General features: G+C 55.7%; 19 protein-coding genes. 12 read left to right on the top strand and 7 right to left on the bottom strand.

What is annotated here, in order from left to right:
• Nucleotides 1–118 precede the first annotated feature (118 nt).
• The 10 genes from ygfK to idi all read left to right on the top strand — a co-directional run bounded on the left by ygfK (nucleotide 119) and on the right by idi (nucleotide 14,865).
• Nucleotides 119–3,223, top strand: a complete 3,105-nt coding sequence (gene ygfK / locus WM46_RS24325; RefSeq protein WP_102603591.1) for a putative selenate reductase subunit YgfK — start codon at nucleotides 119–121, stop codon at nucleotides 3,221–3,223.
• 2 nt (nucleotides 3,224–3,225) lie between these two features.
• Complete coding sequence (gene ssnA / locus WM46_RS24320) at nucleotides 3,226–4,554, top strand: putative aminohydrolase SsnA (RefSeq protein WP_102603590.1); 1,329 nt, start codon at nucleotides 3,226–3,228, stop codon at nucleotides 4,552–4,554.
• 45 nt (nucleotides 4,555–4,599) lie between these two features.
• Nucleotides 4,600–5,379 carry a molybdopterin-dependent oxidoreductase FAD-binding subunit gene (gene ygfM, locus WM46_RS24315; RefSeq protein WP_061075264.1) on the top strand — a complete coding sequence of 260 codons (780 nt, stop codon included), beginning with the start codon at nucleotides 4,600–4,602 and terminating at the stop codon, nucleotides 5,377–5,379.
• Nucleotides 5,376–8,246 (top strand): molybdopterin-dependent oxidoreductase Mo/Fe-S-binding subunit, encoded by a 2,871-nt coding sequence (locus WM46_RS24310; protein WP_046483293.1) that lies wholly within the window; start codon nucleotides 5,376–5,378, stop codon nucleotides 8,244–8,246. The genes ygfM and WM46_RS24310 overlap by 4 nt, the downstream gene beginning before the upstream one ends.
• 162 nt (nucleotides 8,247–8,408) lie before the next feature.
• Nucleotides 8,409–9,809 (top strand): nucleobase:cation symporter-2 family protein, encoded by a 1,401-nt coding sequence (locus WM46_RS24305; RefSeq protein WP_046483296.1) that lies wholly within the window; start codon nucleotides 8,409–8,411, stop codon nucleotides 9,807–9,809.
• 17 nt (nucleotides 9,810–9,826) lie between these two features.
• Complete coding sequence (gene guaD, locus WM46_RS24300; RefSeq protein WP_102603589.1) at nucleotides 9,827–11,143, top strand: guanine deaminase; 1,317 nt, start codon at nucleotides 9,827–9,829, stop codon at nucleotides 11,141–11,143.
• 32 nt (nucleotides 11,144–11,175) lie between these two features.
• Complete coding sequence (gene ghxQ, locus WM46_RS24295) at nucleotides 11,176–12,543, top strand: guanine/hypoxanthine transporter GhxQ (RefSeq protein ID WP_102603588.1); 1,368 nt, start codon at nucleotides 11,176–11,178, stop codon at nucleotides 12,541–12,543.
• 63 nt (nucleotides 12,544–12,606) lie between these two features.
• Nucleotides 12,607–14,055 carry a nucleobase:cation symporter-2 family protein gene (locus WM46_RS24290; RefSeq protein ID WP_102603587.1) on the top strand — a complete coding sequence of 483 codons (1,449 nt, stop codon included), beginning with the start codon at nucleotides 12,607–12,609 and terminating at the stop codon, nucleotides 14,053–14,055.
• A 1-nt stretch (nucleotide 14,056) separates the two neighbouring features.
• Nucleotides 14,057–14,182, top strand: a complete 126-nt coding sequence (locus tag WM46_RS26710) for a hypothetical protein (protein WP_225622841.1) — start codon at nucleotides 14,057–14,059, stop codon at nucleotides 14,180–14,182.
• Between the two features lie 134 nt (nucleotides 14,183–14,316).
• Nucleotides 14,317–14,865: an isopentenyl-diphosphate Delta-isomerase gene (gene idi / locus WM46_RS24285; RefSeq protein ID WP_102603586.1), complete on the top strand. Its 549-nt coding sequence runs from the start codon at nucleotides 14,317–14,319 to the stop codon at nucleotides 14,863–14,865.
• A gap of 50 nt (nucleotides 14,866–14,915) precedes the next feature.
• On the opposite strand, the gene lysS is transcribed toward idi, so the two are convergent.
• The 5 genes from lysS to xerD form a co-directional block, all read right to left on the bottom strand.
• Nucleotides 14,916–16,433, bottom strand: a complete 1,518-nt coding sequence (gene lysS, locus WM46_RS24280; protein ID WP_102603585.1) for a lysine--tRNA ligase — start codon at nucleotides 16,431–16,433, stop codon at nucleotides 14,916–14,918.
• 9 nt (nucleotides 16,434–16,442) lie between these two features.
• Nucleotides 16,443–17,541, bottom strand: a protein-coding gene (gene prfB, locus WM46_RS24275; RefSeq protein ID WP_099433741.1) for a peptide chain release factor 2 whose coding sequence is annotated in 2 segments (ribosomal slippage) — nucleotides 16,443–17,465 and nucleotides 17,467–17,541 — 1,098 coding nt in all. Because the reading frame shifts where the segments join, the coding sequence is not laid out codon by codon here.
• Nucleotides 17,542–17,646: 105 nt separating this feature from the next.
• Nucleotides 17,647–19,380 carry a single-stranded-DNA-specific exonuclease RecJ gene (recJ, locus tag WM46_RS24270; RefSeq protein ID WP_061075271.1) on the bottom strand — a complete coding sequence of 578 codons (1,734 nt, stop codon included), beginning with the start codon at nucleotides 19,378–19,380 and terminating at the stop codon, nucleotides 17,647–17,649.
• A 5-nt stretch (nucleotides 19,381–19,385) separates the two neighbouring features.
• The gene (dsbC, locus tag WM46_RS24265) at nucleotides 19,386–20,099 is read right to left on the bottom strand and encodes a bifunctional protein-disulfide isomerase/oxidoreductase DsbC (protein WP_061075272.1); all 714 of its coding nucleotides are present in this window, start codon (nucleotides 20,097–20,099) and stop codon (nucleotides 19,386–19,388) included.
• A gap of 23 nt (nucleotides 20,100–20,122) precedes the next feature.
• Nucleotides 20,123–21,019 carry a site-specific tyrosine recombinase XerD gene (gene xerD, locus WM46_RS24260; RefSeq protein WP_042999367.1) on the bottom strand — a complete coding sequence of 299 codons (897 nt, stop codon included), beginning with the start codon at nucleotides 21,017–21,019 and terminating at the stop codon, nucleotides 20,123–20,125.
• Between the two features lie 100 nt (nucleotides 21,020–21,119).
• Here xerD and fldB point away from each other — a divergent pair, with 100 nt between their 5' ends.
• Entirely contained in the window at nucleotides 21,120–21,641 is a 522-nt protein-coding gene (gene fldB / locus WM46_RS24255) for a flavodoxin FldB (RefSeq protein WP_102603584.1), read from the top strand.
• A gap of 100 nt (nucleotides 21,642–21,741) precedes the next feature.
• Here the strand turns inward: fldB and WM46_RS24250 are convergent, their stop codons facing one another.
• Both WM46_RS24250 and sdhE read right to left on the bottom strand, forming a co-directional pair.
• Complete coding sequence (locus tag WM46_RS24250) at nucleotides 21,742–22,149, bottom strand: protein YgfX (protein ID WP_102603583.1); 408 nt, start codon at nucleotides 22,147–22,149, stop codon at nucleotides 21,742–21,744.
• Entirely contained in the window at nucleotides 22,130–22,396 is a 267-nt protein-coding gene (sdhE, locus tag WM46_RS24245) for an FAD assembly factor SdhE (RefSeq protein ID WP_102603582.1), read from the bottom strand. The genes WM46_RS24250 and sdhE overlap by 20 nt, the downstream gene beginning before the upstream one ends.
• 256 nt (nucleotides 22,397–22,652) lie before the next feature.
• Between sdhE and ygfZ the strand changes: the two genes are divergently transcribed.
• Complete coding sequence (gene ygfZ / locus WM46_RS24240; RefSeq protein ID WP_102603581.1) at nucleotides 22,653–23,633, top strand: tRNA-modifying protein YgfZ; 981 nt, start codon at nucleotides 22,653–22,655, stop codon at nucleotides 23,631–23,633.
• Nucleotides 23,634–23,701 lie beyond the last annotated feature (68 nt).

The following is a 23,701-nucleotide window of genomic DNA, read 5'->3' as shown; positions in this document are numbered from 1 at the left end:
TTTCTCCAAACCGCCGGCTTTGTCAGTCCCGGTCAACCAATGACAACTATGAACACGCGCGCCTTCCGGCTGTCTTGCCACAACCGAAAGTAAGCCGAGTAAAGCTAAGGAGAGGGGTATGGGGGATATAATGCGTCCGATTCCGTTTGAGGAACTTTTGACGCGCCTATTTGATGAATATCAGCAGCAGCGCTCGATCTTTGGTATTCCTGAGCAGCAGTTCTATTCACCGGATAAAGGCAAATCGATAAGCGTATTCGGTGAAACCTGTGCCACCCCCGTCGGCCCCGCCGCCGGCCCGCACACTCAGCTTGCACAAAATATCATCACCTCCTGGCTGACTGGCGGTCGGTTCATTGAACTCAAAACGGTCCAGATTCTCGATCGGCTGGAGCTGGAAAAACCCTGTATTGATGCGGAGGATGAGTGCTTCAATACCGAATGGTCGACTGAATTTACGCTGCTGAAAGCGTGGGATGAGTATCTTAAAGCCTGGTTCGCCCTGCATTTACTGGAGCAACTGCTGCAACCTTCGGGAGCCGATACCGGTAAGCCGTTCATTTTTAATATGAGCGTCGGCTATAACCTTGACGGCATCAAGCAACCGCCTATGCAGCAGTTCATCGACAACATGATGGACGCGTCAGCGCATCCTAAGTTCGCACAGTATCGTGACACGCTACAGCAGTGGCTACACGATGAGACATTCCTGGCGCGCCACGGGTTGAACGAACATCGGGAACGTCTACAGGCGTTACCGGCGCGCATTCCCGCAAAACTGGTGCAGGGCGTCACGCTATCCACCATGCACGGCTGCCCGCCGCACGAAATCGAAGCCATCTGCCGCTACATGCTGGAAGAAAAAGGGCTGAATACCTTTGTGAAGCTGAATCCGACACTGCTGGGCTATCCTCGGGTGCGTGAAATTCTGGACAACTGCGGCTTCGGTTATATCGGCTTAAAAGAAGAGTCATTTGAGCACGATCTTAAGCTCACCCAGGCGCTGGAAATGTTGCAGCGCCTGATGGCGCTGGCAAAAGAAAAGTCGCTGGGTTTTGGCGTCAAACTCACTAACACCCTTGGCACCGTTAATAACAAAGGTGCGCTTCCCGGCGAAGAGATGTATATGTCCGGCCGGGCGCTGTTCCCGCTCTCAATCAACGTGGCGGCCGTGCTTTCCCGGGCGTTCGACGGCCAATTGCCCATCTCCTATTCCGGCGGCGCCAGCCAGTTAACCATCCGCGATATCTTTGACACCGGCATTCGTCCGATCACCATGGCGACTGACCTGTTAAAACCAGGCGGTTACCTGCGACTCAGCGCCTGTATGCGTGAACTGGAGTCCTCGGATGCGTGGGGAATGGAGCATGTCGATGTCGAACGTCTGAATCGACTGGCGGAAGAGGCCATCACGATGGCCTACACCCAGAAACACTGGAAACCTGAAGAGCGTATTGAAGTGGCCGACGGCTTGCCGCTGACCGACTGCTACGTCGCCCCTTGTATTACGGCCTGCGCCATCAAACAGGACATTCCGGAGTATATTCGCCTGCTGGGCGAGCAGCGTTATGCCGACGCGCTGGAGCTGATTTATCAGCGAAACGCCCTCCCCGCAATCACTGGTCATATCTGCGATCATCAGTGCCAGTACAACTGTACCCGTCTGGACTATGACAGCGCCCTCAACATCCGTGAACTGAAAAAAGTGGCGCTGGAAAAAGGGTGGGATGAATACAAACAGCGCTGGCACAAACCCGCAGGCTCGGGCTCACGTCATCCGGTTGCGATCATCGGCGCGGGTCCTGCCGGGCTTGCTGCCGGTTACTTCCTTGCCCGGGCAGGACACCCGGTGACGCTATTTGAACGCGAAGCCAACGCGGGCGGCGTAGTGAAAAATATCATTCCCCAGTTTCGTATTCCGGCAGAGCTCATCCAGCACGATATCGATTTTGTCGCCGATCATGGCGTGAAGTTCGAATATAGCTGTGCGCCAGATCTGACCGTACAGGGCCTGAAAGATCAGGGGTTCCACTATGTTCTGATCGCAACCGGTACGGATAAAAACAGCGGCGTGAAGCTCGATGGCGACAACCCCAACATCTGGAAATCGCTTCCCTTCCTGCGTGAATACAACCAGGGAACTGCATTGACGCTCGGTAAGCATGTGGCGATCGTCGGCGCGGGTAACACGGCGATGGACTGCGCCCGTGCGGCACTGCGCGTACCGGGTGTGGAAAAAGTCACCGTGGTCTACCGCCGTTCGCTGCAGGAGATGCCCGCCTGGCGTGAAGAGTATGAAGAAGCCCTGCACGATGGGGTTGAGTTCCGTTTCCTCAACAATCCAGAACGCTTTGATGCGGATGGCACACTCACCCTGCGCGTCATGACGCTCGGGGAGCCGGATGAGAAAGGACGTCGCCGTCCGGTGGAAACCGACGAAACGCTGACTCTGCACATCGATAGTCTGATTACCGCCATTGGTGAACAGCAGGATACCGAAGCGCTGAACGCAATGGGTGTTCCGGTGGACAGCAAAGGCTGGCCAGAGGTGAACAACAACGGCGAAACCCGCCTCACTGACGTGTTCATGATTGGCGACGTCCAGCGTGGTCCGTCATCCATTGTTGCCGCCATCGGCTCTGCGCGTCGGGCCACGGATACCATCCTCTGGCGGGAAAATATCCGCTCCCACCATGGCGATAAGCGCTGGAATAACGTTAGCCCCGCTGAAATCTATCAGCGTAAAGGCGAGATCGCGGTCGCGAGGGTCGATAAAGACGACCGTGACGCCTTTGTCGCCCAGGAAGCGGCCCGCTGCCTTGAATGCAACTATGTCTGCAGCAAATGCGTGGATGTCTGTCCGAACCGCGCCAATGTGTCAATTCCCGTGCCGGGATTCCAGAACCGCTTCCAGACGCTGCACCTGGACGCTTACTGCAACGAATGCGGTAACTGCGCTCAATTCTGTCCGTGGCAGGGCAAGCCGTATAAAGACAAAGTCACGCTCTTTAGCCTGCCGCAGGATTTCGACAACAGCAGCAACCCGGGTTTCCTGGTGGAAGACGATCGGGTCAGAGTCCGGCTGAATGACCAAAGCTGGGTGTTAAACATCAGCCATGATGGGCAGTTCGCCAGCATCCCGCCGGAACTGGATGATATGTGCCGCGTCATCAGCTATGTCCACCAGCATCACCATTACCTGTTAGGCCGCGTGGAGGTGTAATCATGTTGATTCTGAAAAATGTCACCGCTGTACAACTTCATCCGGCCAGCGTGCGTGAAGGGGTGGATATTGCGATCGACAAAGACGTTATTGTTGAGGTGGGTGACGCCCTGACGCAGCGCTACCCGCAGGCACAATGGAAAGAGATGCATGGACGAATCGTGATGCCGGGGCTGGTCTGCGCGCATAACCACTTTTACTCCGGTTTATCGCGCGGGATCCAGGCCAATATCGCCCCCAGTCCGGACTTTATCTCAACGTTGAAAAACCTGTGGTGGCGCCTGGACCGGGCTCTGGACGAAGAGTCGCTCTACTACAGCGGACTGATTTGCTCACTGGAGGCGATTAAGAGCGGATGTTCTGCAGTTATCGATCACCATGCTTCACCTGGCTACATACAGGGTTCGCTCTCTACGCTGCGTTCAGCCTTTTTAAAAGTCGGCCTGCGGGCAATGACCTGCTTTGAAACCACCGACCGTAACGAGGGAATCAAAGAGCTACAGGCAGGCGTCGAAGAGAATATCCGCTTCGCCCGTCAGATAGACCATGCACGGGAGAGCGGTAGCGAGCCATATCTGGTGGAAGCGCACATTGGCGCGCATGCCCCCTTTACCGTGCCCGACGCCGGTCTGGAGATGCTACGCGAGGCCATCAACGCTACCGGGCGTGGGCTGCATATCCATGCGGCGGAAGACAGCTACGATGTCTCCCACAGTCATCATCTGTACGGTAAAGACCTGCTGGTCAGGTTGGCGGAATATGGGCTCATCGACCGTAAAACGCTGGTCGCACACGGCCTGTACCTGTCTGCGGAAGATATCGCGCTGCTGAATCAGCAAGATGCCTTCCTGGTACACAATGCCCGCTCCAACATGAATAACCATGTGGGCTATAACCACCACCTTACCCATATTCGCAATCTGGCGCTGGGGACGGACGGCATCGGCTCCGACATGCTTGAAGAGATGAAATTTGCCTTCTTCAAACATCGCGACGCGGGCGGTCCTCTGTGGCCTGACAGCTTTGCGAAAGCACTGGCGAACGGCAACGAACTGTTGCACCGCAATTTCGGAGAAAATTTTGGCCAACTGCAAGCCGGTTATAAAGCCGATTTAACCCTCCTCGACTATTCGTCGCCGACGCCGCTGATCGCTGAAAACGTTGCCGGGCATATCGCTTTCGGTCTCGGTTCAGGCAGCGTGCACAGCGTGATGGTGAATGGCGTGATGGTGTATGAAGACCGTCAGTTCACTTTCGATACCGATTCCATTTATGCGCAGGCCCGAAAAGCCGCCGCCAACATGTGGCGGCGAATGGATGCGCTGGCATAGCCCGTACCCTCTCCTGAACGGGAGAGGGAGTGATGAGGAATGATGATGATTGAACAATTTTTCAGGCCCGACTCCGTTGACCAGGCGCTGGAACTCAAGCGCCGCTATCAGGAGGACGCCGTCTGGTTTGCCGGGGGCAGCAAACTCAACGCGACGCCAACGCGTACCCACAAACAGATTGCCATTTCACTGCAGGATCTGGAGCTGGAGTGGATCGACTGGGACAATGGCGCATTGCGTATTGGGGCGATGACTCGCCTGCAACCGTTGCACGACGCCCGCTATCTTCCGGCGGCACTGCGGGAGGCGATCGGCTTTATCTACTCCCGCCATCTACGCAATCAGTCTACCCTCGGCGGCGAGATTGCCGCACAACAGCAAGAGTCCGTGTTACTCCCCGTCCTGCTGGCGCTGGACGCTCAGTTGGTGTTTGGTGATGGCGAAACCCTGTCACTGGAAAGCTATCTCGCCGATCCACGCGATCGCCTGCTCACCGAAATTATCATTAAAGATCCCTTCCGCCCTTGCGCCACCCGCAAAGTGAGCCGTTCACAGGCCGGATTAACCGTCGTGACCGCAGCGGTCGCGTTAACAGAACACGGTGGCATTTGCATCGCGCTGGACGGCGTGGCGGACAAAGCACTGCGCCTGCATGATGTGGAAACACAAACGCGCGAAGGGACGGAACTGGAACAGGCGGTCGCAAACGCCATATTCCCACAGGATGATATTCGGGGCAGCGCGGCCTATAAGCGCTATATCACCGGCGTGGTCGTAGCCGATCTGTATGCCGACTGTCTGATGGCCGGGGAGGACGTTGTATGATGATTCACTTCACATTGAACGGCATGGTCCGTGAAATGAAGATTAACCCGGGCGAAAACGTACAGACGCTGCTGTTTAACCTGGGCATGCACTCCGTGCGCAACAGTGACGACGGATTCGGTTTCGCCGGTTCGGACGCGATTCTCTACAACGGTCGCATCGTCAATGCCTCATTACTGATTGCCGCGCAGTTGGATCACGCGGAGATCCGCACCAGCGAATCACTCGGTAAATGGAATGCGTTGAGCCTGGTACAACAGGCGATGGTGGATGTCGGTGTTGTGCAGTCTGGTTATAACGATCCGGCTGCCGCATTGATCATCACCGATCTGCTGGAACGCATCGCGATTCCTGACCGTGAAGAGATTGACGATGCGTTGTCCGGTCTGTTCAGTCGTGATGCCGGCTGGCAGCAATATTATCAGGTGATCGAACTGGCGGTGGCGCGCAAAAACGATCCGCAAGCCCGTATGACTGTCGCCCCCACGTTCCGCGACGATCTCGCGGTGATTGGTAAACCCTGGCCAAAAACCGATGCCGCCAAAATGGTCCAGGCCAAACCCTGCTATGTGGAAGACCGTATCACTCCCGACGCCTGCGTCATTAAAATGCTGCGCAGTCCGCATGCCCATGCGTTGATAACTCATCTTGACGTCAGCAAAGCCGAAGCGTTGCCCGGCGTGGTTCACGTGATCACCCACCGCAACTGTCCCGACATCTACTATACGCCCGGCGGACAAAGTGCGCCGGAACCCTCCCCGCTCGACCGTCGCATGTTCGGTAAGAAACTGCGTCACGTCGGCGATCGTGTTGCCGCCGTGGTTGCAGAGAGCGAAGAGATTGCGCTGGCCGCGCTCGAACTCATCGATGTGAAATATGATGTGCTTAAGCCGGTATTGTCGATTGACGAAGCCATGGCGGACGATGCGCCCGTCGTACACGATGAACCGGTGGTATACGTCGCTGGCGCGCCGGAGACGCTGGAAGAAGACAACCGCCATGCCGCTCAACGTGGCGAACACATGATCATCAACTTCCCGATTGGTTCACGCCCGCGAAAAAATATCGCCGCCAGCATTCATGGTCATATCGGCGATATGGAGAAAGGATTTGCCGAAGCGGATGTGATCATCGAGCGTACTTATCACTCCACACAGGCGCAGCAGTGCCCGGCAGAGCCTCATATCTGCTTTACCCGCATGGACGGCGATCGCCTGATCATTCACGCCTCAACGCAGGTACCGTGGCACTTGCGCCGCCAGGTTGCCCGTCTCGTTGGCATGAAGCAGCATAAGGTCCACGTCATTAAGGAGCGCGTCGGCGGCGGCTTTGGTTCTAAACAGGATATCCTGCTGGAAGAAGTCTGCGCATGGGCGACCTGCGTGACCGGACGCCCGGTCTATTTCCGCTATACCCGTGAAGAGGAGTTTATTGCCAATACCTCCCGTCACGTTGCAAAAGTCACGGTCAAACTTGGCGCGAAGAAAGATGGTCGCCTGACGGCGGTCAAAATGGACTTCCGCGCCAATACTGGCCCTTATGGCAACCATTCGTTAACCGTGCCGAGCAACGGCCCGGCACTCTCGTTACCGCTATACCCTTGCGACAATGTCGATTTCCAGGTCACCACGTACTACAGCAATATCTGCCCGACAGGAGCCTATCAGGGCTATGGCGCACCGAAAGGCACCTTTGCGATGACAATGGCGTTAGCCGAGCTTGCCGAACAGCTGCAAATTGACCAACTGGAGATCATCGAACGCAATCGGGTTCACGAAGGACAAGAACTGAAAATACTCGGCGCGATCGGTGAAGGGAAAGCGCCAACCTCCGTTCCCTCCGCAGCCAGTTGCGCACTGGAAGAGATCCTGCGTCAGGGGCGGAAGATGATCGACTGGTCCTCGCCCAAACCGCAGGACGGTGACTGGCGTACCGGTCGCGGGGTCGCCATTATTATGCAGAAATCAGGGATCCCGGACATCGATCAGGCGAACTGCATGATCAAACTGGAGTCCGATGGCACCTTCATCGTCCACTCCGGCGGCGCAGATATCGGCACTGGGCTGGATACGGTTGTCACTAAACTGACGGCGGAAGTACTGCACTGTGCACCAGAAGAGGTGCATGTCATCTCTGGCGATACTGACCATGCGCTCTTCGACAAAGGCGCTTACGCCTCATCCGGCACCTGCTTCTCGGGGAACGCGGCGCGTAAAGCAGCAGAAAACCTGCGTGAAAAAATCCTCTTTCACGGTGCGCAGATGCTGGGCGAACCCGTTGCTGACGTTCAACTGGCGTCACCTGGCGTTGTACGCGGCAAGCAGGGCGAAGTGAGTTACGCTGAGATCGCGCACAAAGCGGAGACGGGAACCGGTTTTGGCACGCTGGTCGCCACGGCCAGTTACATCACCGCAGACTTCGCATTCCCGTATGGAGCGAACTTCGCCGAGGTCGCGGTGAACACCCGAACCGGTGAAATCCGTCTCGACAAGTTCTACGCGCTGCTGGACTGCGGCACACCGGTCAACCCGGAACTCGCACTGGGGCAAATTTACGGTGCGTCGATGCGGGCCATCGGCCATAGCCTGAGCGAAGAGATCCTCTATGATGCCGAAGGCCATCCGCTGACCCGCGATCTGCGCAGTTACGGTGCGCCCAAAATTGGCGACATCCCCCGGGATTTTCGTGCCGTGCTGGTGCCGAGCGACGATAAGGTTGGCCCCTTTGGCGCTAAATCGATCTCTGAAATTGGCGTTAACGGCGCGGCGCCTGCCATTGCCACCGCCATTCATGATGCCTGTGGCGTATGGTTACGCGAATGGCATTTCACACCGGAGAAAATACTGACCGCGCTGGAAAAAATGTAACGACGTGGGCCGCTCAGGCGGCCCGCTCTCATGACTCAATAATGATTAAATGCCGTCTGCGGAAATGAGATAAGCCGTTCTCAGGGCAACCTGCGCCTCAAATTCGCAGAATTTAATTCTGCTGATTCAGATGATCAAATTTACTTATTAAGGAGTGAAGGGATGTCTGATATATCACGTGCAGGCTCAGATCTGATTTACGAACTGGAGGATCGCCCTCCCTTTCATCAGTCTATTATCGGCGCGATCACCCACCTGCTGGCCATCTTTGTCCCCATGGTCACGCCCGCATTAATTGTCGGCACCGCGCTACAGCTGTCAGCGGAAACCACCGCCTATCTGGTCTCAATGGCGATGATTGCATCTGGCATCGGCACCTGGCTGCAGGTCAATCGCTATGGCATGGTCGGTTCCGGCTTACTCTCGATTCAGTCGGTCAATTTTTCGTTTGTCACGGTGATGATTGCCCTGGGCAGCGGGATGAAAAACGACGGATTCCATGAAGAGTTGATCATGTCATCGCTGCTCGGCGTTTCATTTGTCGGGGCATTTCTGGTGGTGGGATCGTCTTTCATTTTGCCTTACTTGCGCAGAGTCATCACTCCGACCGTCAGCGGCATTGTGGTGCTAATGATTGGCCTGAGCCTGATTAAAGTCGGGATCATCGATTTTGGCGGCGGCTTTGCGGCGAAAAGCAGCGGCACCTACGGAAACTACGAGAACATCGGCGTCGGGTTGCTGGTGCTGATCGTGGTGATCGGTTTTAACTGCTGCCGCAGTCCGTTACTGAGAATGGGCGGCATCGCGATCGGGCTGTGTGTGGGCTATATCGTCTCTCTGTGCCTTGGCATGGTGGATTTCAGCAGTATGCGCAATCTGCCGTGGGTCACCATCCCAACCCCTTTTAAGTACGGTTTCCAGTTCAACTTTCATCACTTTCTGGTGGTTGGGACCATTTATCTGCTCAGCGTGCTGGAAGCCGTCGGCGACATTACCGCGACCGCGATGGTGTCCAGACGCCCCATTCAGGGGGATGAATATCAGTCACGCCTCAAGGGCGGCGTGCTGGCCGATGGGCTGGTCTCCGTCATTGCCTCTGCGGTGGGTTCACTGCCATTGACGACCTTTGCGCAAAACAACGGCGTTATCCAGATGACCGGCGTCGCCTCTCGCTATATCGGCCGCACCATCGCCGTCATGCTGGTGCTGCTTGGACTGTTTCCAATGATTGGCGGCTTCTTTACCACCATTCCTTCGGCGGTGCTGGGGGGCGCGATGACGCTAATGTTCTCGATGATCGCAATCGCCGGGATCCGCATCATCATCACCAACGGGCTTAAGCGCCGTGAAACGTTGATTGTCGCTACTTCGTTGGGACTGGGTCTGGGCGTCTCCTATGACCCGGAAATATTCAAAATCCTGCCTGCCTCAATTTATGTGTTGGTGGAAAACCCCATCTGCGCGGGCGGTCTGACTGCCATTCTACTGAATATCATTCTCCCTGGAGGCTACCGGCCTGAAGAAGTGCTGCCGGGCATCATCTCCCCGGAGGAAACGGATTAACGGTAAAGGAGTTTACGATGTCTGGAGAACACACGTTGAAAGCGGTGCGCGGCAGCTTTATTGATGTCACCCGCACCGTCGAAAACCCGGAAGAGATCGCCTCAGCCCTGCGATTTTTGGAAGACGGATTGCTGCTGATTCGCCAGGGAAAAGTCGAATGGTTTGGTGAGTGGGAAGCGGGAAAACACCGGATCCCTGACGCCATCCGTGTCCGTGACTATCGCGGAAAACTGGTCGTGCCGGGATTCGTTGATACGCATATCCACTACCCCCAGAGCGAAATGGTCGGTGCCTATGGCGAGCAGTTGCTGGAATGGCTGAATAAGCACACCTTCCCGACCGAAAGACGCTATGAGGATCTGGAATACGCGCGCGAGATGTCGGCTTTTTTCATCAAGCAACTGTTGCGTAACGGCACCACCAGCGCGCTGGTTTTTGGCACGGTGCATCCGCAGTCCGTGGATGCGCTATTTGAAGCCGCCAGCCATATCAATATGCGCATGATCGCCGGCAAAGTGATGATGGACCGTAACGCGCCGGATTACCTTCTGGACGACGCCGAGAGCAGCTACCTGCAAAGTAAGGCGTTGATTGAGCGCTGGCATAAAAATGGCCGCCTGTTGTATGCCATCACGCCGCGCTTTGCCCCGACCTCCTCTCCACAGCAGATGGCGATGGCGCAGCGTCTGCGGGAAGAATATCCCGATACCTGGGTCCATACCCATCTCTGTGAAAACAAAGATGAAATTGCCTGGGTTAAGGCGCTCTATCCGGAACATGACGGTTATCTGGATGTGTATCACCAGTACGGACTGACCGGAAAAAACTGCGTCTTCGCCCACTGTGTACATCTGGAAGAGAAAGAGTGGGATCGCCTGAGCGAAACCCACTCCAGCATCGCCTTTTGTCCGACCTCAAACCTCTACCTCGGCAGCGGTTTGTTCAATCTGCAAAAAGCCTGGAGGAAGAAGATCAACGTCGGTATGGGGACCGATATCGGCGCCGGTACCACCTTCAACATGCTGCAAACGCTGAACGAAGCCTACAAAGTGGTGCAACTACAGGGTTACCGACTCTCGGCATACGAAGCCTTTTACCTGGCGACGCTCGGCGGTGCGAAGGCGCTGGGCCTCGACAATCTGATTGGTAACTTTATGCCGGGCAAAGAGGCAGATTTTGTGGTGCTGGAACCGACAGCGACGCCGCTGCAACAACTGCGCTATGACAACTCAACATCCCTGGTCGACAAATTGTTCGTGATGATGACGCTGGGCGACGATCGCTCTATTTACCGCACTTACGTCGACGGGCGTCTGGTGTACGAACGGACCTGACAGAACGCTAACATCCTGCTGAGGACATCATTATGTCTGGAGATATTCTGCAAACCCCCGGCACGTCGAAACCACGCGGCGCGCTGGATAATTACTTCAAGATTACGGCGCGTGGCAGTACCGTGCGCCAGGAAATACTGGCCGGGTTGACCACCTTTCTGGCGATGGTCTATTCAGTCATTGTTGTGCCCGGAATGTTGGGAAAAGCGGGATTCCCGCCCGCCGCCGTCTTTGTCGCCACCTGTCTCGTCGCAGGCTTCGGCTCGCTGTTGATGGGGCTGTGGGCCAACCTGCCGATGGCGATCGGCTGCGCCATTTCGCTGACCGCCTTCACCGCATTCAGCCTGGTGCTGGGGCAACACATTTCGATTCCTGTCGCCCTCGGCGCGGTATTTCTGATGGGGGTGATCTTTACCGCCATCTCGGTTACCGGGGTCCGGACCTGGATCCTGCGAAACTTACCCATGGGCATCGCGCATGGCACAGGGATTGGCATTGGGTTGTTCCTGTTACTGATCGCGGCAAACGGCGTCGGTATGGTGATTAAAAACCCGCTGGAAGGGCTTCCGGTGGCACTCGGCGCATTTACCTCTTTTCCGGTTCTGATGAGTCTGCTGGGGCTGGCGGTCATCTTCGGGCTGGAGAAATGCCGGGTTCCCGGCGGGATCCTGCTGGTGATTATCGCCATCTCGATTATCGGTTTGATATTTGACCCTGCCGTCAAATATCACGGTCTGGTCGCCATGCCCAGCCTGAGCGGTGAAGATGGTAAGTCTCTGATTTTTAGCCTTGATATCATGGGAGCCTTACAGCCTGCGGTACTGCCCAGCGTACTGGCGCTGGTGATGACGGCGGTATTTGATGCCACCGGTACTATCCGCGCCGTCGCCGGACAAGCGAATCTGCTGGATAAAGACAACCAGATCATCAACGGCGGTAAAGCGTTGACCAGCGACTCCATCAGCTCCGTATTCTCCGGACTGGTGGGCGCAGCGCCGGCCGCCGTCTATATTGAATCCGCTGCGGGTACCGCCGCCGGAGGAAAAACAGGACTGACCGCCACCATCGTCGGCTGTTTGTTCCTGCTTATCCTGTTCCTGTCTCCTCTCTCCTACCTGATCCCAGGCTATGCGACGGCGCCTGCGCTGATGTATGTCGGTCTACTGATGCTCAGTAACGTCTCAAAACTGGATTTCGATGACTTCATCGATGCGATGGCCGGTCTGGTCTGCGCGGTCTTTATCGTCCTGACCTGCAATATCGTCACCGGCATTATGCTCGGTTTCGTGACGCTGGTTGTCGGTCGCGTTTTTGCCCGGGAATGGCAGAAGCTGAATATCGGTACCGTCATCATTACCGTCGCGCTGGTGGCGTTCTACGCCGGCGGATGGGCTATTTAAGCGATGCTCCGCGCAAACGCGCGCGGAGCTGTTCTATCGGCCTCGCCATTCAGGAGAAAACGCATGAGCGCCATAGATTCCCAACTTCCCTCACCGTCGGGGCAAGGCCGCGCCACCGATGAGGTTGACCGTATATTATCGCCTGGCAAGCTGGTCGTACTCGGTCTGCAACATGTGCTGGTCATGTACGCGGGCGCGGTCGCTGTACCACTGATGATTGGCGACAGACTCGGCCTCAGCAAAGAAGCCATTGCGCTGTTAATCAGCTCGGATCTCTTCTGCTGCGGGATCGTTACCCTGCTGCAATGTATTGGCATCGGCCGCTTTATGGGGATTCGCCTGCCCGTGATTATGTCGGTGACGTTTGCCGCAGTGACGCCAATGATTGCGATTGGCATCAATCCAGATATCGGTCTGTTGGGCATTTTTGGCTCAACCATTGCCGCTGGCGTGATCACCACACTCTTAGCACCGCTTGTCGGTCGCCTGATGCCCTTATTTCCCCCGCTGGTAACGGGCGTGGTGATCACTTCGATTGGTCTGAGCATTATTCAGGTGGGTGTTGACTGGGCGGCTGGCGGGAAAGGTAATCCTGAGTATGGGAATCCGGTCTATTTAGGGATTTCATTTGCGGTCTTAATTTTTATTTTATTAATCACCCGATTTGCCAAAGGCTTCATGTCCAATGTCGCGGTCCTGCTGGGGATCATCTTTGGCTTTGCGTTGTCGTGGATGATGAATGAAGTGAATTTGTCAGGCCTGCACGATGCCTCGTGGTTCGCGATTGTCACCCCAATGGCCTTCGGTACCCCCGTCTTTGATCCGGTGTCGATTCTGACCATGACGGCCGTGTTAATCATTGTGTTTATTGAATCGATGGGCATGTTCCTGGCGCTCGGCGAAATCGTCGGTCGTAAACTCTCATCACAAGATATCATTCGCGGCCTGCGCGTGGATGGCGTCGGGACAATGATTGGCGGACTGTTCAACAGCTTTCCCCACACCTCGTTTTCCCAAAACGTTGGACTGGTCAGCGTCACGCGCGTGCACAGTCGATGGGTCTGCATCGCCTCTGGCGTCATCTTAATTTTGTTTGGCATGGTGCCGAAAATGGCGGTTCTGGTCGCCTCCATTCCGCAATTCGTCCTCGGCGGCGCAGGTCTGGTGATGTTTGGCATGGTACTGGCAACCGGGATCCGCATTCTCTCGCGCTGCAATTACACCACGAACCGCTACAACCTCTACATTGTGGCCATCAGCCTGGGGGTTGGCATGACGCCGACGTTATCGCATGACTTTTTCTCTCGCCTGCCAGCTGTTCTCCAGCCGTTGCTACACAGCGGCATCATGCTGGCCACCTTCAGCGCGGTTGTACTGAATCTGTTTTTCAATGGCTACCACCATCATACCGGGCTGGTACAGGAATCCATCTCCGATAAAAACCTGAAGGTCAGAACGGTGAGAATGTGGTTGCTGATGCGCAAGCTGAAAAAAAATCAGCAGGATGAATAGCATGAATCTCTTTTGGCGCTGCCTGATTACCCTGCTGTTGCTCATGCTGATGTCGATACCCGCTGTTTCTGACGGCATTGCGCTGGGTATTGAAAGTCGCTTCCGGTTTATGCTGCTGTTTTTCTGACATCACATTCCTGCCCCGACATCCGTATCGCAAGCTGCGGATGTCGAATTTCAGCGTTAAACGCTCCCTGAGCTAATCATTGCGTCCCGAGATCTCATATACTGGTATGTGCTTAAGATTGACAGTGAGACATTATGCAACAGGAACACGTCATTTTGCTGGATGCACAGGACACCCCTTCCGGCACGCTGGAAAAATACACCGCCCACACCGCCAACACACCACTGCATCTCGCCTTCTCTTCCTGGCTGTTCAATGCAGAGGGGCAGCTTTTGGTGACCCGCCGTTCGCTGGTAAAAAAGGCGTGGCCCGGAGTCTGGACGAACTCGGTTTGCGGCCACCCTCAACGGGGTGAAAGCCAAGAAGAAGCTGTCGTCCGCCGCTGCCGTCATGAACTGGGTGTAGAGATTACCAACCTGACTTCCGTCTACCCGACATTCCGCTATCGGGCAACCGATCCCGGCGGGATCGTAGAGAATGAGGTTTGCCCGGTCTATGCCGCACGAGTGACCAGTGAACTGCAGATCAATAGCGATGAAGTGATGGACTATCAGTGGAGCGATCTGGAGGAGGTTCTGCGCGGAATTAGCGCAACGCCGTGGGCTTTCAGTCCGTGGATGGTGATGCAGGCGTCAAACGATACGGCGCGAGCGTCACTCCTTAACTTTAGCCGTCAGAAATAAAAAACCCCGGCATGTCAGCCGAGGTTTTTTATTAGCCGTCGCCGTGAAGCTTATTTTACCGGACGCATCGCCGGGAACAGGATCACATCACGGATGGTGTGGCTGTTGGTGAACAGCATAACCATACGGTCGATACCAATACCCAGACCCGCGGTCGGCGGCAGACCGTGCTCCAGCGCGGTGACGTAGTCTTCGTCGAAGAACATCGCTTCGTCGTCACCCGCCGCTTTCGCGTCAACCTGATCCTGGAAGCGCTGCGCCTGATCTTCCGCATCGTTCAGCTCGCTAAAGCCGTTGCCGATCTCACGACCGCCGATGAAGAACTCAAAGCGATCGGTGATTTCCGGGTTCTCGTCATTACGACGCGCCAGCGGAGACACTTCTGCCGGGTATTCGGTAATGAACGTCGGCTGAATCAGATGCGCTTCGGCCACTTCTTCGAAAATTTCAGTCACGATACGACCCAGACCCCAGCTCTTCTCGACCTTGATACCGAGAGATGCAGCGATCGCTTTGGCAGAGTCGAAGTTATCCAGTTCAGCCATTTCCGTTTCCGGACGGTATTTCTTGATAGCCTCGCGCATGGTCAGTTTTTCGAACGGCTTACCGAAATCAAACACTTCATCGCCGTAAGGGACTTCCGTTTTACCCAGCACGTCCTGCGCCAGCGTACGGAACAGAGACTCGGTCAGTTCGATCAGATCTTTATAGTCCGCATACGCCATGTAGAGTTCCATCATGGTGAACTCTGGGTTATGACGCACGGAGATCCCTTCGTTACGGAAGTTACGGTTGATTTCGAACACGCGCTCGAAACCGCCAACCACCAGACGCTTCAGGTACAGTTCCGGCGCAATACGCAGGTACATGTCCAGATCCAGCGCATTATGATGGGTGATAAACGGACGCGCAGACGCACCGCCAGGGATCACCTGCATCATCGGGGTCTCAACTTCCATAAAGCCGCGACCGACCATAAACTGACGGATACCGGCCAGGATCTGAGAACGCACTTTAAAGGTGTTGCGGGATTCATCGTTAGAGATGAGATCCAGGTAACGCTGACGATAACGCGCTTCCTGATCCTGCAGACCGTGGAATTTATCCGGCAGCGGACGCAGCGCTTTGGTCAACAGACGCAATTCGGTGCAATGGATAGACAGTTCGCCCGTTTTGGTCTTGAACAGCTTCCCTTTCGCGCCGAGGATGTCGCCGAGATCCCATTTTTTGAACTGCTCGTTGTAAACGCCTTCCGGCAGATCGTCACGGGCAACGTACAGCTGAATGCGGCCACCCACGTCCTGCAACGTCACAAAGGACGCTTTCCCCATGATACGACGGGTCATCATGCGGCCTGCAACGGATACCTCGATGTTCAGCGCTTCCAGCTCTTCGTTCTCTTTCGCATCGAAGTCAGCATGCAGTTGGTCTGAGGTGTGATCGCGACGGAAATCGTTCGGGAAAGCGATACCCTGCTCGCGCAGGCCAGCCAGCTTCTCACGACGCGTTTTCAGTTCGTTATTAAGATCGGCTACCGCGTCAGCGCCCTGTGCGTGTTGTTCAGACATGTTGGTTCCTCATAACCCTGCTTTCAAACTTGCTTCGATAAATTGATCCAGGCTGCCGTCCAGCACCGCCTGCGTGTTACGGGTTTCAACCCCGGTACGCAAGTCTTTAATGCGGGAGTCATCCAGGACGTAAGAACGAATCTGGCTTCCCCAGCCGATGTCGGATTTCGTGTCTTCCATCGCCTGCTTCTCAGCGTTTTTCTTCTGCATTTCCAGTTCATAAAGCTTCGCTTTCATCTGCTTCATGGCCTGGTCTTTGTTCTTGTGCTGGGAACGGTCGTTCTGGCACTGCGTCACAATCCCGGTCGGGATGTGAGTAATACGCACCGCAGATTCTGTACGGTTAACGTGCTGACCGCCCGCGCCGGATGCGCGATACACGTCGATACGCAGGTCCGCCGGGTTGATTTCGATATCAATATCGTCATCCACTTCCGGGTAAACGAACGCGGAGCTAAACGAGGTATGGCGACGACCGCCGGAGTCGAACGGGCTCTTACGCACCAGACGGTGAACGCCGGTTTCCGTACGCAGCCAGCCGTAGGCATACTCGCCAGAAATCTTAATGGTCACGGACTTGATCCCGGCCACTTCCCCTTCTGACTCTTCAATAATTTCGGTCTTGAAGCCGCGTGCTTCTGCCCAGCGCAGATACATACGCTCCAGCATGCTTGCCCAGTCCTGCGCTTCAGTACCGCCGGAACCGGCCTGGATATCGAGGTAGCAATCGGCGCTGTCATATTCGCCAGAGAACATACGACGGAACTCCAGTTGCGCCAGTTTTTCGTCAAGCGTATCGAGTTCAGCAACGGCTTCGTTAAAGGTTTCTTCGTCGTCGGCTTCTACAGCCAGATCCAGCAGGCCGGAAACATCTTCCAGACCCTGAGACATTTGGTCGAGGGTGTCGACAATCGCTTCAAGCGAGGAACGTTCTTTACCCAGCGCCTGTGCGCGTTCGGGTTCGTTCCAGACGTCCGGCTGTTCCAGCTCGGCGTTTACTTCTTCCAGACGCTCTTTCTTGGCATCATAGTCAAAGATACCCCCTAAGAACGTCGGAGCGCTCCGTGAGGTCCTGAATGCGGTTTTTTACCGGATTAATTTCAAACATGGTCTGATTTCTTTTATTGGACTTGTCAAAATGCGGTGATAAGAGCGGGATTGTACCCAATCCACGCGCTTATTTATAGAGAATAGTGACGGGAAATTGGTCAGATTATACGGGCCAGATATTATCGATGATGATCTGCAAACTGCGGTTGCCGCGAAATTCGTTAATATCCAGTTTGTAGGCCAGCTCGACTTCGCGTACGCCGTTATCCGGCCAGCAGGCGGTATCGACGTTAAAGGCGATGCCGTCCAACAGCGGCCCTCCGCCAACGGGTTCGACCATCACTTTCAAATGTCGCTCGCCGACCAGACGCTGCTGAAGCAGACGAAAACGCCCGTCAAACAGCGGTTCCGGGAACATTTGCCCCCACGGACCGGCGTCACGCAGCAGCTGCGCGACCTCCATCGTCATCTCCGCGGCGCTGAGCGGGCCGTCAGAGACCACTTCACCCTGCAACAGCGACGGATCCAGCCATTCAGTGACCAACTCGCCAAAACGCTGCTGGAACAGGTCGAATTTTGCCTCTTCCAGCGACAATCCCGCCGCCATCGCATGGCCGCCGAATTTAATCATCAGCCCCGGATGCAACGTATCCAGCCGCTCCAGCGCATCACGCATATGCAGCCCTTGAATGGAACGTCCGGAGCCTTTCAGCGTGCCGTCGCCTGCCGGCGCGAAAGCGATCACCGGGCGGTGAAAACGTTCTTTAATGCGCGAGGCGAGGATCCCGACCACCCCCTGATGCCACTCAGGATGATACATCGCCAGACCACCAGGCAGCGTTTCGCGACTGCGCTCCAGCTTCTCGCACAGGGTCAGCGCTTCCGCCTGCATTCCCTGTTCAATCTCTTTACGCGTCTGGTTCAGCGCATCCAGTTCGTTGGCCAGTACCCGCGCTTCGCCAATGTTATCGCACAGCAGCAGCGCCACGCCGACGGACATATCATCCAGCCGACCCGCCGCGTTCAGACGCGGACCAAGCGCAAACCCTAAATCGCTGGCGGCGAGCTTTTGCGCATCACGCCTGGAGACTTCCAGCAACGCTTTGATCCCCGGACGGCATTTCCCGGCGCGAATACGGCTTAAACCCTGCCAGGTGAGGATTCGATTGTTGGCATCCAGCGGCACCACGTCCGCCACGGTGCCCAGCGCGACCAGATCGAGCAGATCCGCCAGGTTTGGCGGCGCAATGCCACGTTCGTCAAACCAGCCTTTGTCGCGCAGGAAGGTGCGCAGGGCGAGCATCAGGTAGAACGCCACGCCCACGCCGGCCAGCGATTTCGACGGGAAATCACAGTCAGGCAGATTCGGGTTGATGATGGCTTCGGCGGCTGGCAGGGTCTCGCCCGGCAGGTGGTGATCGGTGACCACTACCGGGATCCCCAGCGCCCTGGCGTGATCCACACCGGCATGGGAAGAGATCCCGTTATCGACGGTGACGATCAGCTGCGCGCCGCGCGCATGGGCCTGATCAACCACTTCCGGACTTAAGCCATAACCATCCTCAAAACGGTTTGGCACGAGGTAGCTGATGTTATCGCAGCCCAGAGATCGCATACCCAGCACGCTCAGGGCGGTACTGGTCGCCCCATCCGCATCGAAGTCGCCAACGACGATGATGCGCGTCCCCTCGCGAAAGGCGTTATAGAGAATTTCGACCGCTTTTTCGACGCCGCTCAGTTGCTGCCATGGCAGCATGCCTTTGACGCTGCGCTCAAGATCCTGAGCACTGCGTACGCCACGACTGGCATACAGGCGGCGTAACAGCGGCGAAAGGTCAGCAGGCAGTTCTGCCGACTCATCGACTTCCCGCCGACGAAGTTGTATCTGTTGTTTCACGCGAATTACTTACCACTGGTCTGTTTTTGGTGCTCGTCAAGAAACGCTTTCATCTCTTTCGGTCCCTGATAGCCTGGCACGACATAGCCGTTGCTCAACACAATGGCGGGTGTACCGCTTACGCCAAACTGCACGCCCAGCGCATAGTGATCCGCGATGTTCACCCCACAGGTCGCCGCTTTCACGCCTTTGCCTGCCATCGCGTCGTCAAACGCTTTGGCTTTGTCTTGCGCGCACCAGATGGACTTCATATCCTGCTCGGCCTGACTTTCCAGTCCCTGGCGCGGGAAGGCGAGGTAGCGCACAGTAATGCCCAGCGCGTTGTAGTCCTTCATCTCTTCATGTAGCTTGTGGCAGTAGCCGCAGGTGATATCGGTAAAGACGGTAATGACGTGTTTTTCCTGTGGCGCTTTATAGACGATCATTTCGTTTTCCAGCGCGTTCAGGTGCTTCATCAGCAGCTGGTTGGTCACGTTGACTGGCGTCGCGCCGCTGACATCGTACATTGGCCCCTGAATGATGTGTTTACCGTCTTCCGTCACATACAGCACGCCGCTGTTGGTCAGCACCGTTTTCATCCCGGCAACCGGGGCGGGTTGGATATCCGTGCTCTGCACGCCCAGTTTCGTCAAAGACTGGCGGATCGCGGCGTCGTCGGCGTGTGCCAGGCCGGAAAACGCAGTGGTCAGCAGGGTAAACAGCATTAAACCTTTTTTCATAACCTTTCCTGTTCGCTCAGCATTCACGCTCTTGGGTGATGCTGTTGATGAAGTTGACGCAGGCGCGCTGTCGCAACATGAGTATAAATCTGCGTGGTAGAGAGATCGCTGTGCCCCAGCAACATCTGCACCACGCGTAAATCGGCGCCATGATTGAGCAAATGCGTGGCAAATGCGTGGCGTAAAACGTGCGGCGACAGCTTTTCACTGTCGATTCCCGCTAAGACGGCATAGTGTTTAATGCGGTGCCAGAAGGTCTGGCGCGTCATCTGCTGCGCGCGCTGGCTGGGAAACAGCACGTCAATCGACACGCCATTCAGCAGCCACGGACGCCCATGTTCCAGATACGTCTCCAGCCAGTACACCGCCTCTTCGCCCAATGGCACGAGACGCTCTTTATTGCCTTTACCGATCACCCGTACGACGCCCTGACGCAAGCTGACATCGCTCATCGTCAGTCCGACCAGTTCAGACACGCGCAGTCCGGTGGCATATAAAATCTCAAGCATGGCTTTATCGCGTAACTCCAGCGGTTGGTCAACCACGGGCGCCTGTAATAATCTCTCAACTTGCGCTTCACTGAGATCTTTCGGCAGGCGCTGCGGGAGCTTGGGCGATGCCAGCGTCGCGCTGGGATCGTCGGTGCGGATCTTCTCACGGTAAAGATGCTGGAAAAGCCGCCGCACCGCGCTCAGCAGTCGTGCGGTACTGGTGGCTTTATACCCACCGTCCATCCGCTCGGCCAGCAAGGCCTGCAGATCGTCACTTTGCGCGGTTTCCAGCGACACCTGACGGTGCGCGAGCCACTCCACCAGCATGGTCAAATCGCGGCGGTAGGCGCTCAGCGTATTTTCCGCCAGATTTTTCTCCAGCCAGAGCGCATCAAGGAATTGTTCGATGCGCGCAAGATCCTGTTCCACATCTGCCCCTTTGATTCTGCAATCTGCCATTATGACTCAATGATACGGGTTTCTGGTACACTACGCGCAAAGTCATAGCAAGTATTGAGACGTTTACGCGATGAATATTGGTCTTTTTTACGGTTCCAGCACCTGCTACACCGAGATGGCTGCGGAGAAAATTCGCGACATCATCGGCCCGGAACTGGTAACGCTGCATAATCTGAAAGATGATGCCCCGGCCCTGATGGAGCAGTACGATGTGCTGATCTTAGGCATTCCCACCTGGGATTTCGGTGAAATTCAGGAGGACTGGGAAGCCGTCTGGGATCAACTGGACGAACTCAATCTCGAAGGCAAAATTGTCGCGCTTTACGGTATGGGCGACCAGTTAGGCTACGGCGAGTGGTTCCTTGACGCGCTGGGCATGTTGCACGACAAACTGTCGACCAAAGGCGTCAAATTCGTCGGTTACTGGCCTACCGAAGGCTACGAGTTCACCAGCCCTAAACCGGTCATTGCCGAGGGGCAGTTGTTCGTCGGTCTCGCCCTGGATGAAACCAATCAATACGATCTCAGCGATGAGCGTATTCAGGCGTGGTGCGAGCAAATTCTCGGTGAAATGGCCGAGCACTATTCCTGATAACCGTTTTGCCGGATGGCGGCGTGAACGCCTCATCCGGCCTATATGACGCACCGAATCACAGGCCTTAACGCTGCGCGCCATCAGGTATTCGTCGGCGCTACCCTTGCTTCGACTGTTGAATCATCAGGCGGCGTAAATCCCGCCATTCCGCGTCATCCATACTGTCAGCCGCGAGCCACAAATGCTGGCGTTTACCGGTTTCTGAACGCAGACGCAGCATCATGCCAGTTTTGATCATCCACGGTGCATTGACGATAAGCCAGTCCTGCCCCTGCCAGCGGAGCCGTCCATCCATCAGAAGTTTGACCTCCCCCTGACGGGCGTTAATTCGTCGCTGGCTGCGGACACAGTCAAACACCACCAGCGAAAGCAGTATCAACCACAGCGGCGTATAACTCAGCGGCCATGGCATTAATAGAATAGCCGCGGCCACCAGCCCATGCAGGAGTAGTGATAGCCACTGTGCGCGCCATGAGACGCGGAGATCAGATTGCCACAGGACCACGATCCCGATTCCGTGTCTGGATGAGTCGTACCATCTGCTCCAGTTCAGCATCTGCCGGTTTACCGTGATTCATCAACCAGTTGAATAAGTCCGGGTCATCGCACTCCAGCAGGCGGATAAAAATACGCTTTTCATCATCACTCAACGTGTCGTATTCATATTCGAAAAACGGCATGATGGAAATATCGAGTTCACGCATACCGCGTCGGCATGCCCAGTGAATACGTGCTTTATTGTTAATATCCATGTTCTTCTTCCTGTCTCACTCAAATGAACTACCCGGCTATTGTAACGTGTTTTTCATCCTGTTTTGCGGGAATATCCGTAACCACAAGCGCGATCGCTAATTAAACCCCCAATAAGTCAATGGGTTCATGTTTTCTGGATGCCGCCTCGCAATCTGTAAGATAAGGCACAAATGGGACTATCAAAGCGCTTGCATTGGGCAATAGCTCTTTTACCATTAGTCATTATCACTGCGTTAAGCAAATCAGGATATTTTTATGGCATTTACTCCATTTCCACCTCGTCAGCCATCAGCTTCAGCGCGTTTGCCCGTGACGTTGATGACGTTAGATGACTGGGCGCTGGCCACGATTAGCGGGGCTGATAGCGAGAAGTATATCCAGGGTCAGGTGACGGCTGACGTGAGTCAACTAACTGAACACCAGCACGTACTGGCCGCCCACTGCGACGCCAAAGGCAAAATGTGGAGCAACCTGCGACTGTTTCGCGATGGCGACGGTTTTGCCTGGATTGAACGTCGTAGTCTGCGTGACGCGCAGGTGGGCGAACTGAAAAAATATGCCGTATTCTCGAAAGTGACGATTGCCCCAGACGACGAACGCGTGCTGCTGGGCGTGGCAGGTTTCCAGGCGCGCGCCGCCCTGGCGAATCTGTTTAGCGAACTGCCCGACAGCGAAAAGCCTGTCACGCGTGAAGGAGCGACAACCCTGCTGTGGTTTGAACATCCGGTAGAACGCTTTCTGTTGGTTACCGATGTGACAACCGCAGAAACTGTAACCGAAAAACTGCGTGGTGAAGCCGAACTGAATAACAGTCAGCAGTGGCTGGCGCTGGATATTGAGGCCGGTCTGCCGGTGATTGATTCCGCGAACAGCGCGCAGTTTATTCCGCAGGCGACTAACCTCCAGGCGCTGGGCGGTATCAGCTTTAAGAAAGGCTGCTATACCGGTCAGGAGATGGTGGCCCGAGCGAAATTTCGCGGGGCAAACAAACGCGCATTATGGTCTCTGGCGGGTAAGGCCAGCCGTGTACCGGAAGCAGGTGACGATCTTGAAATGAAAATGGGTGAGAACTGGCGTCGTACTGGCACCGTCCTCGCGGCAGTGCAACTGGATGACGGTCAGCTCCGGGTACAGGTGGTGATGAATAACGATATGGAGGCCGACAGCGTATTCCGCGTACGCGACGATGCCAACACGTTGCACATCGAATCGCTGCCCTATTCACTGGAAGAGTAACTTATCAGCGCCGGATGGTGCTTCGCTAATCCGACCTACGGAAAAGCATTCGTAGGCCGGATAAGGCG

The sequence above is a fragment of the Citrobacter freundii complex sp. CFNIH2 genome, from assembly GCF_002880615.1.
Classification (GTDB): domain Bacteria; phylum Pseudomonadota; class Gammaproteobacteria; order Enterobacterales; family Enterobacteriaceae; genus Citrobacter_A; species Citrobacter_A amalonaticus_F.
This window is presented reverse-complemented; position numbering and strand designations above follow the sequence as displayed.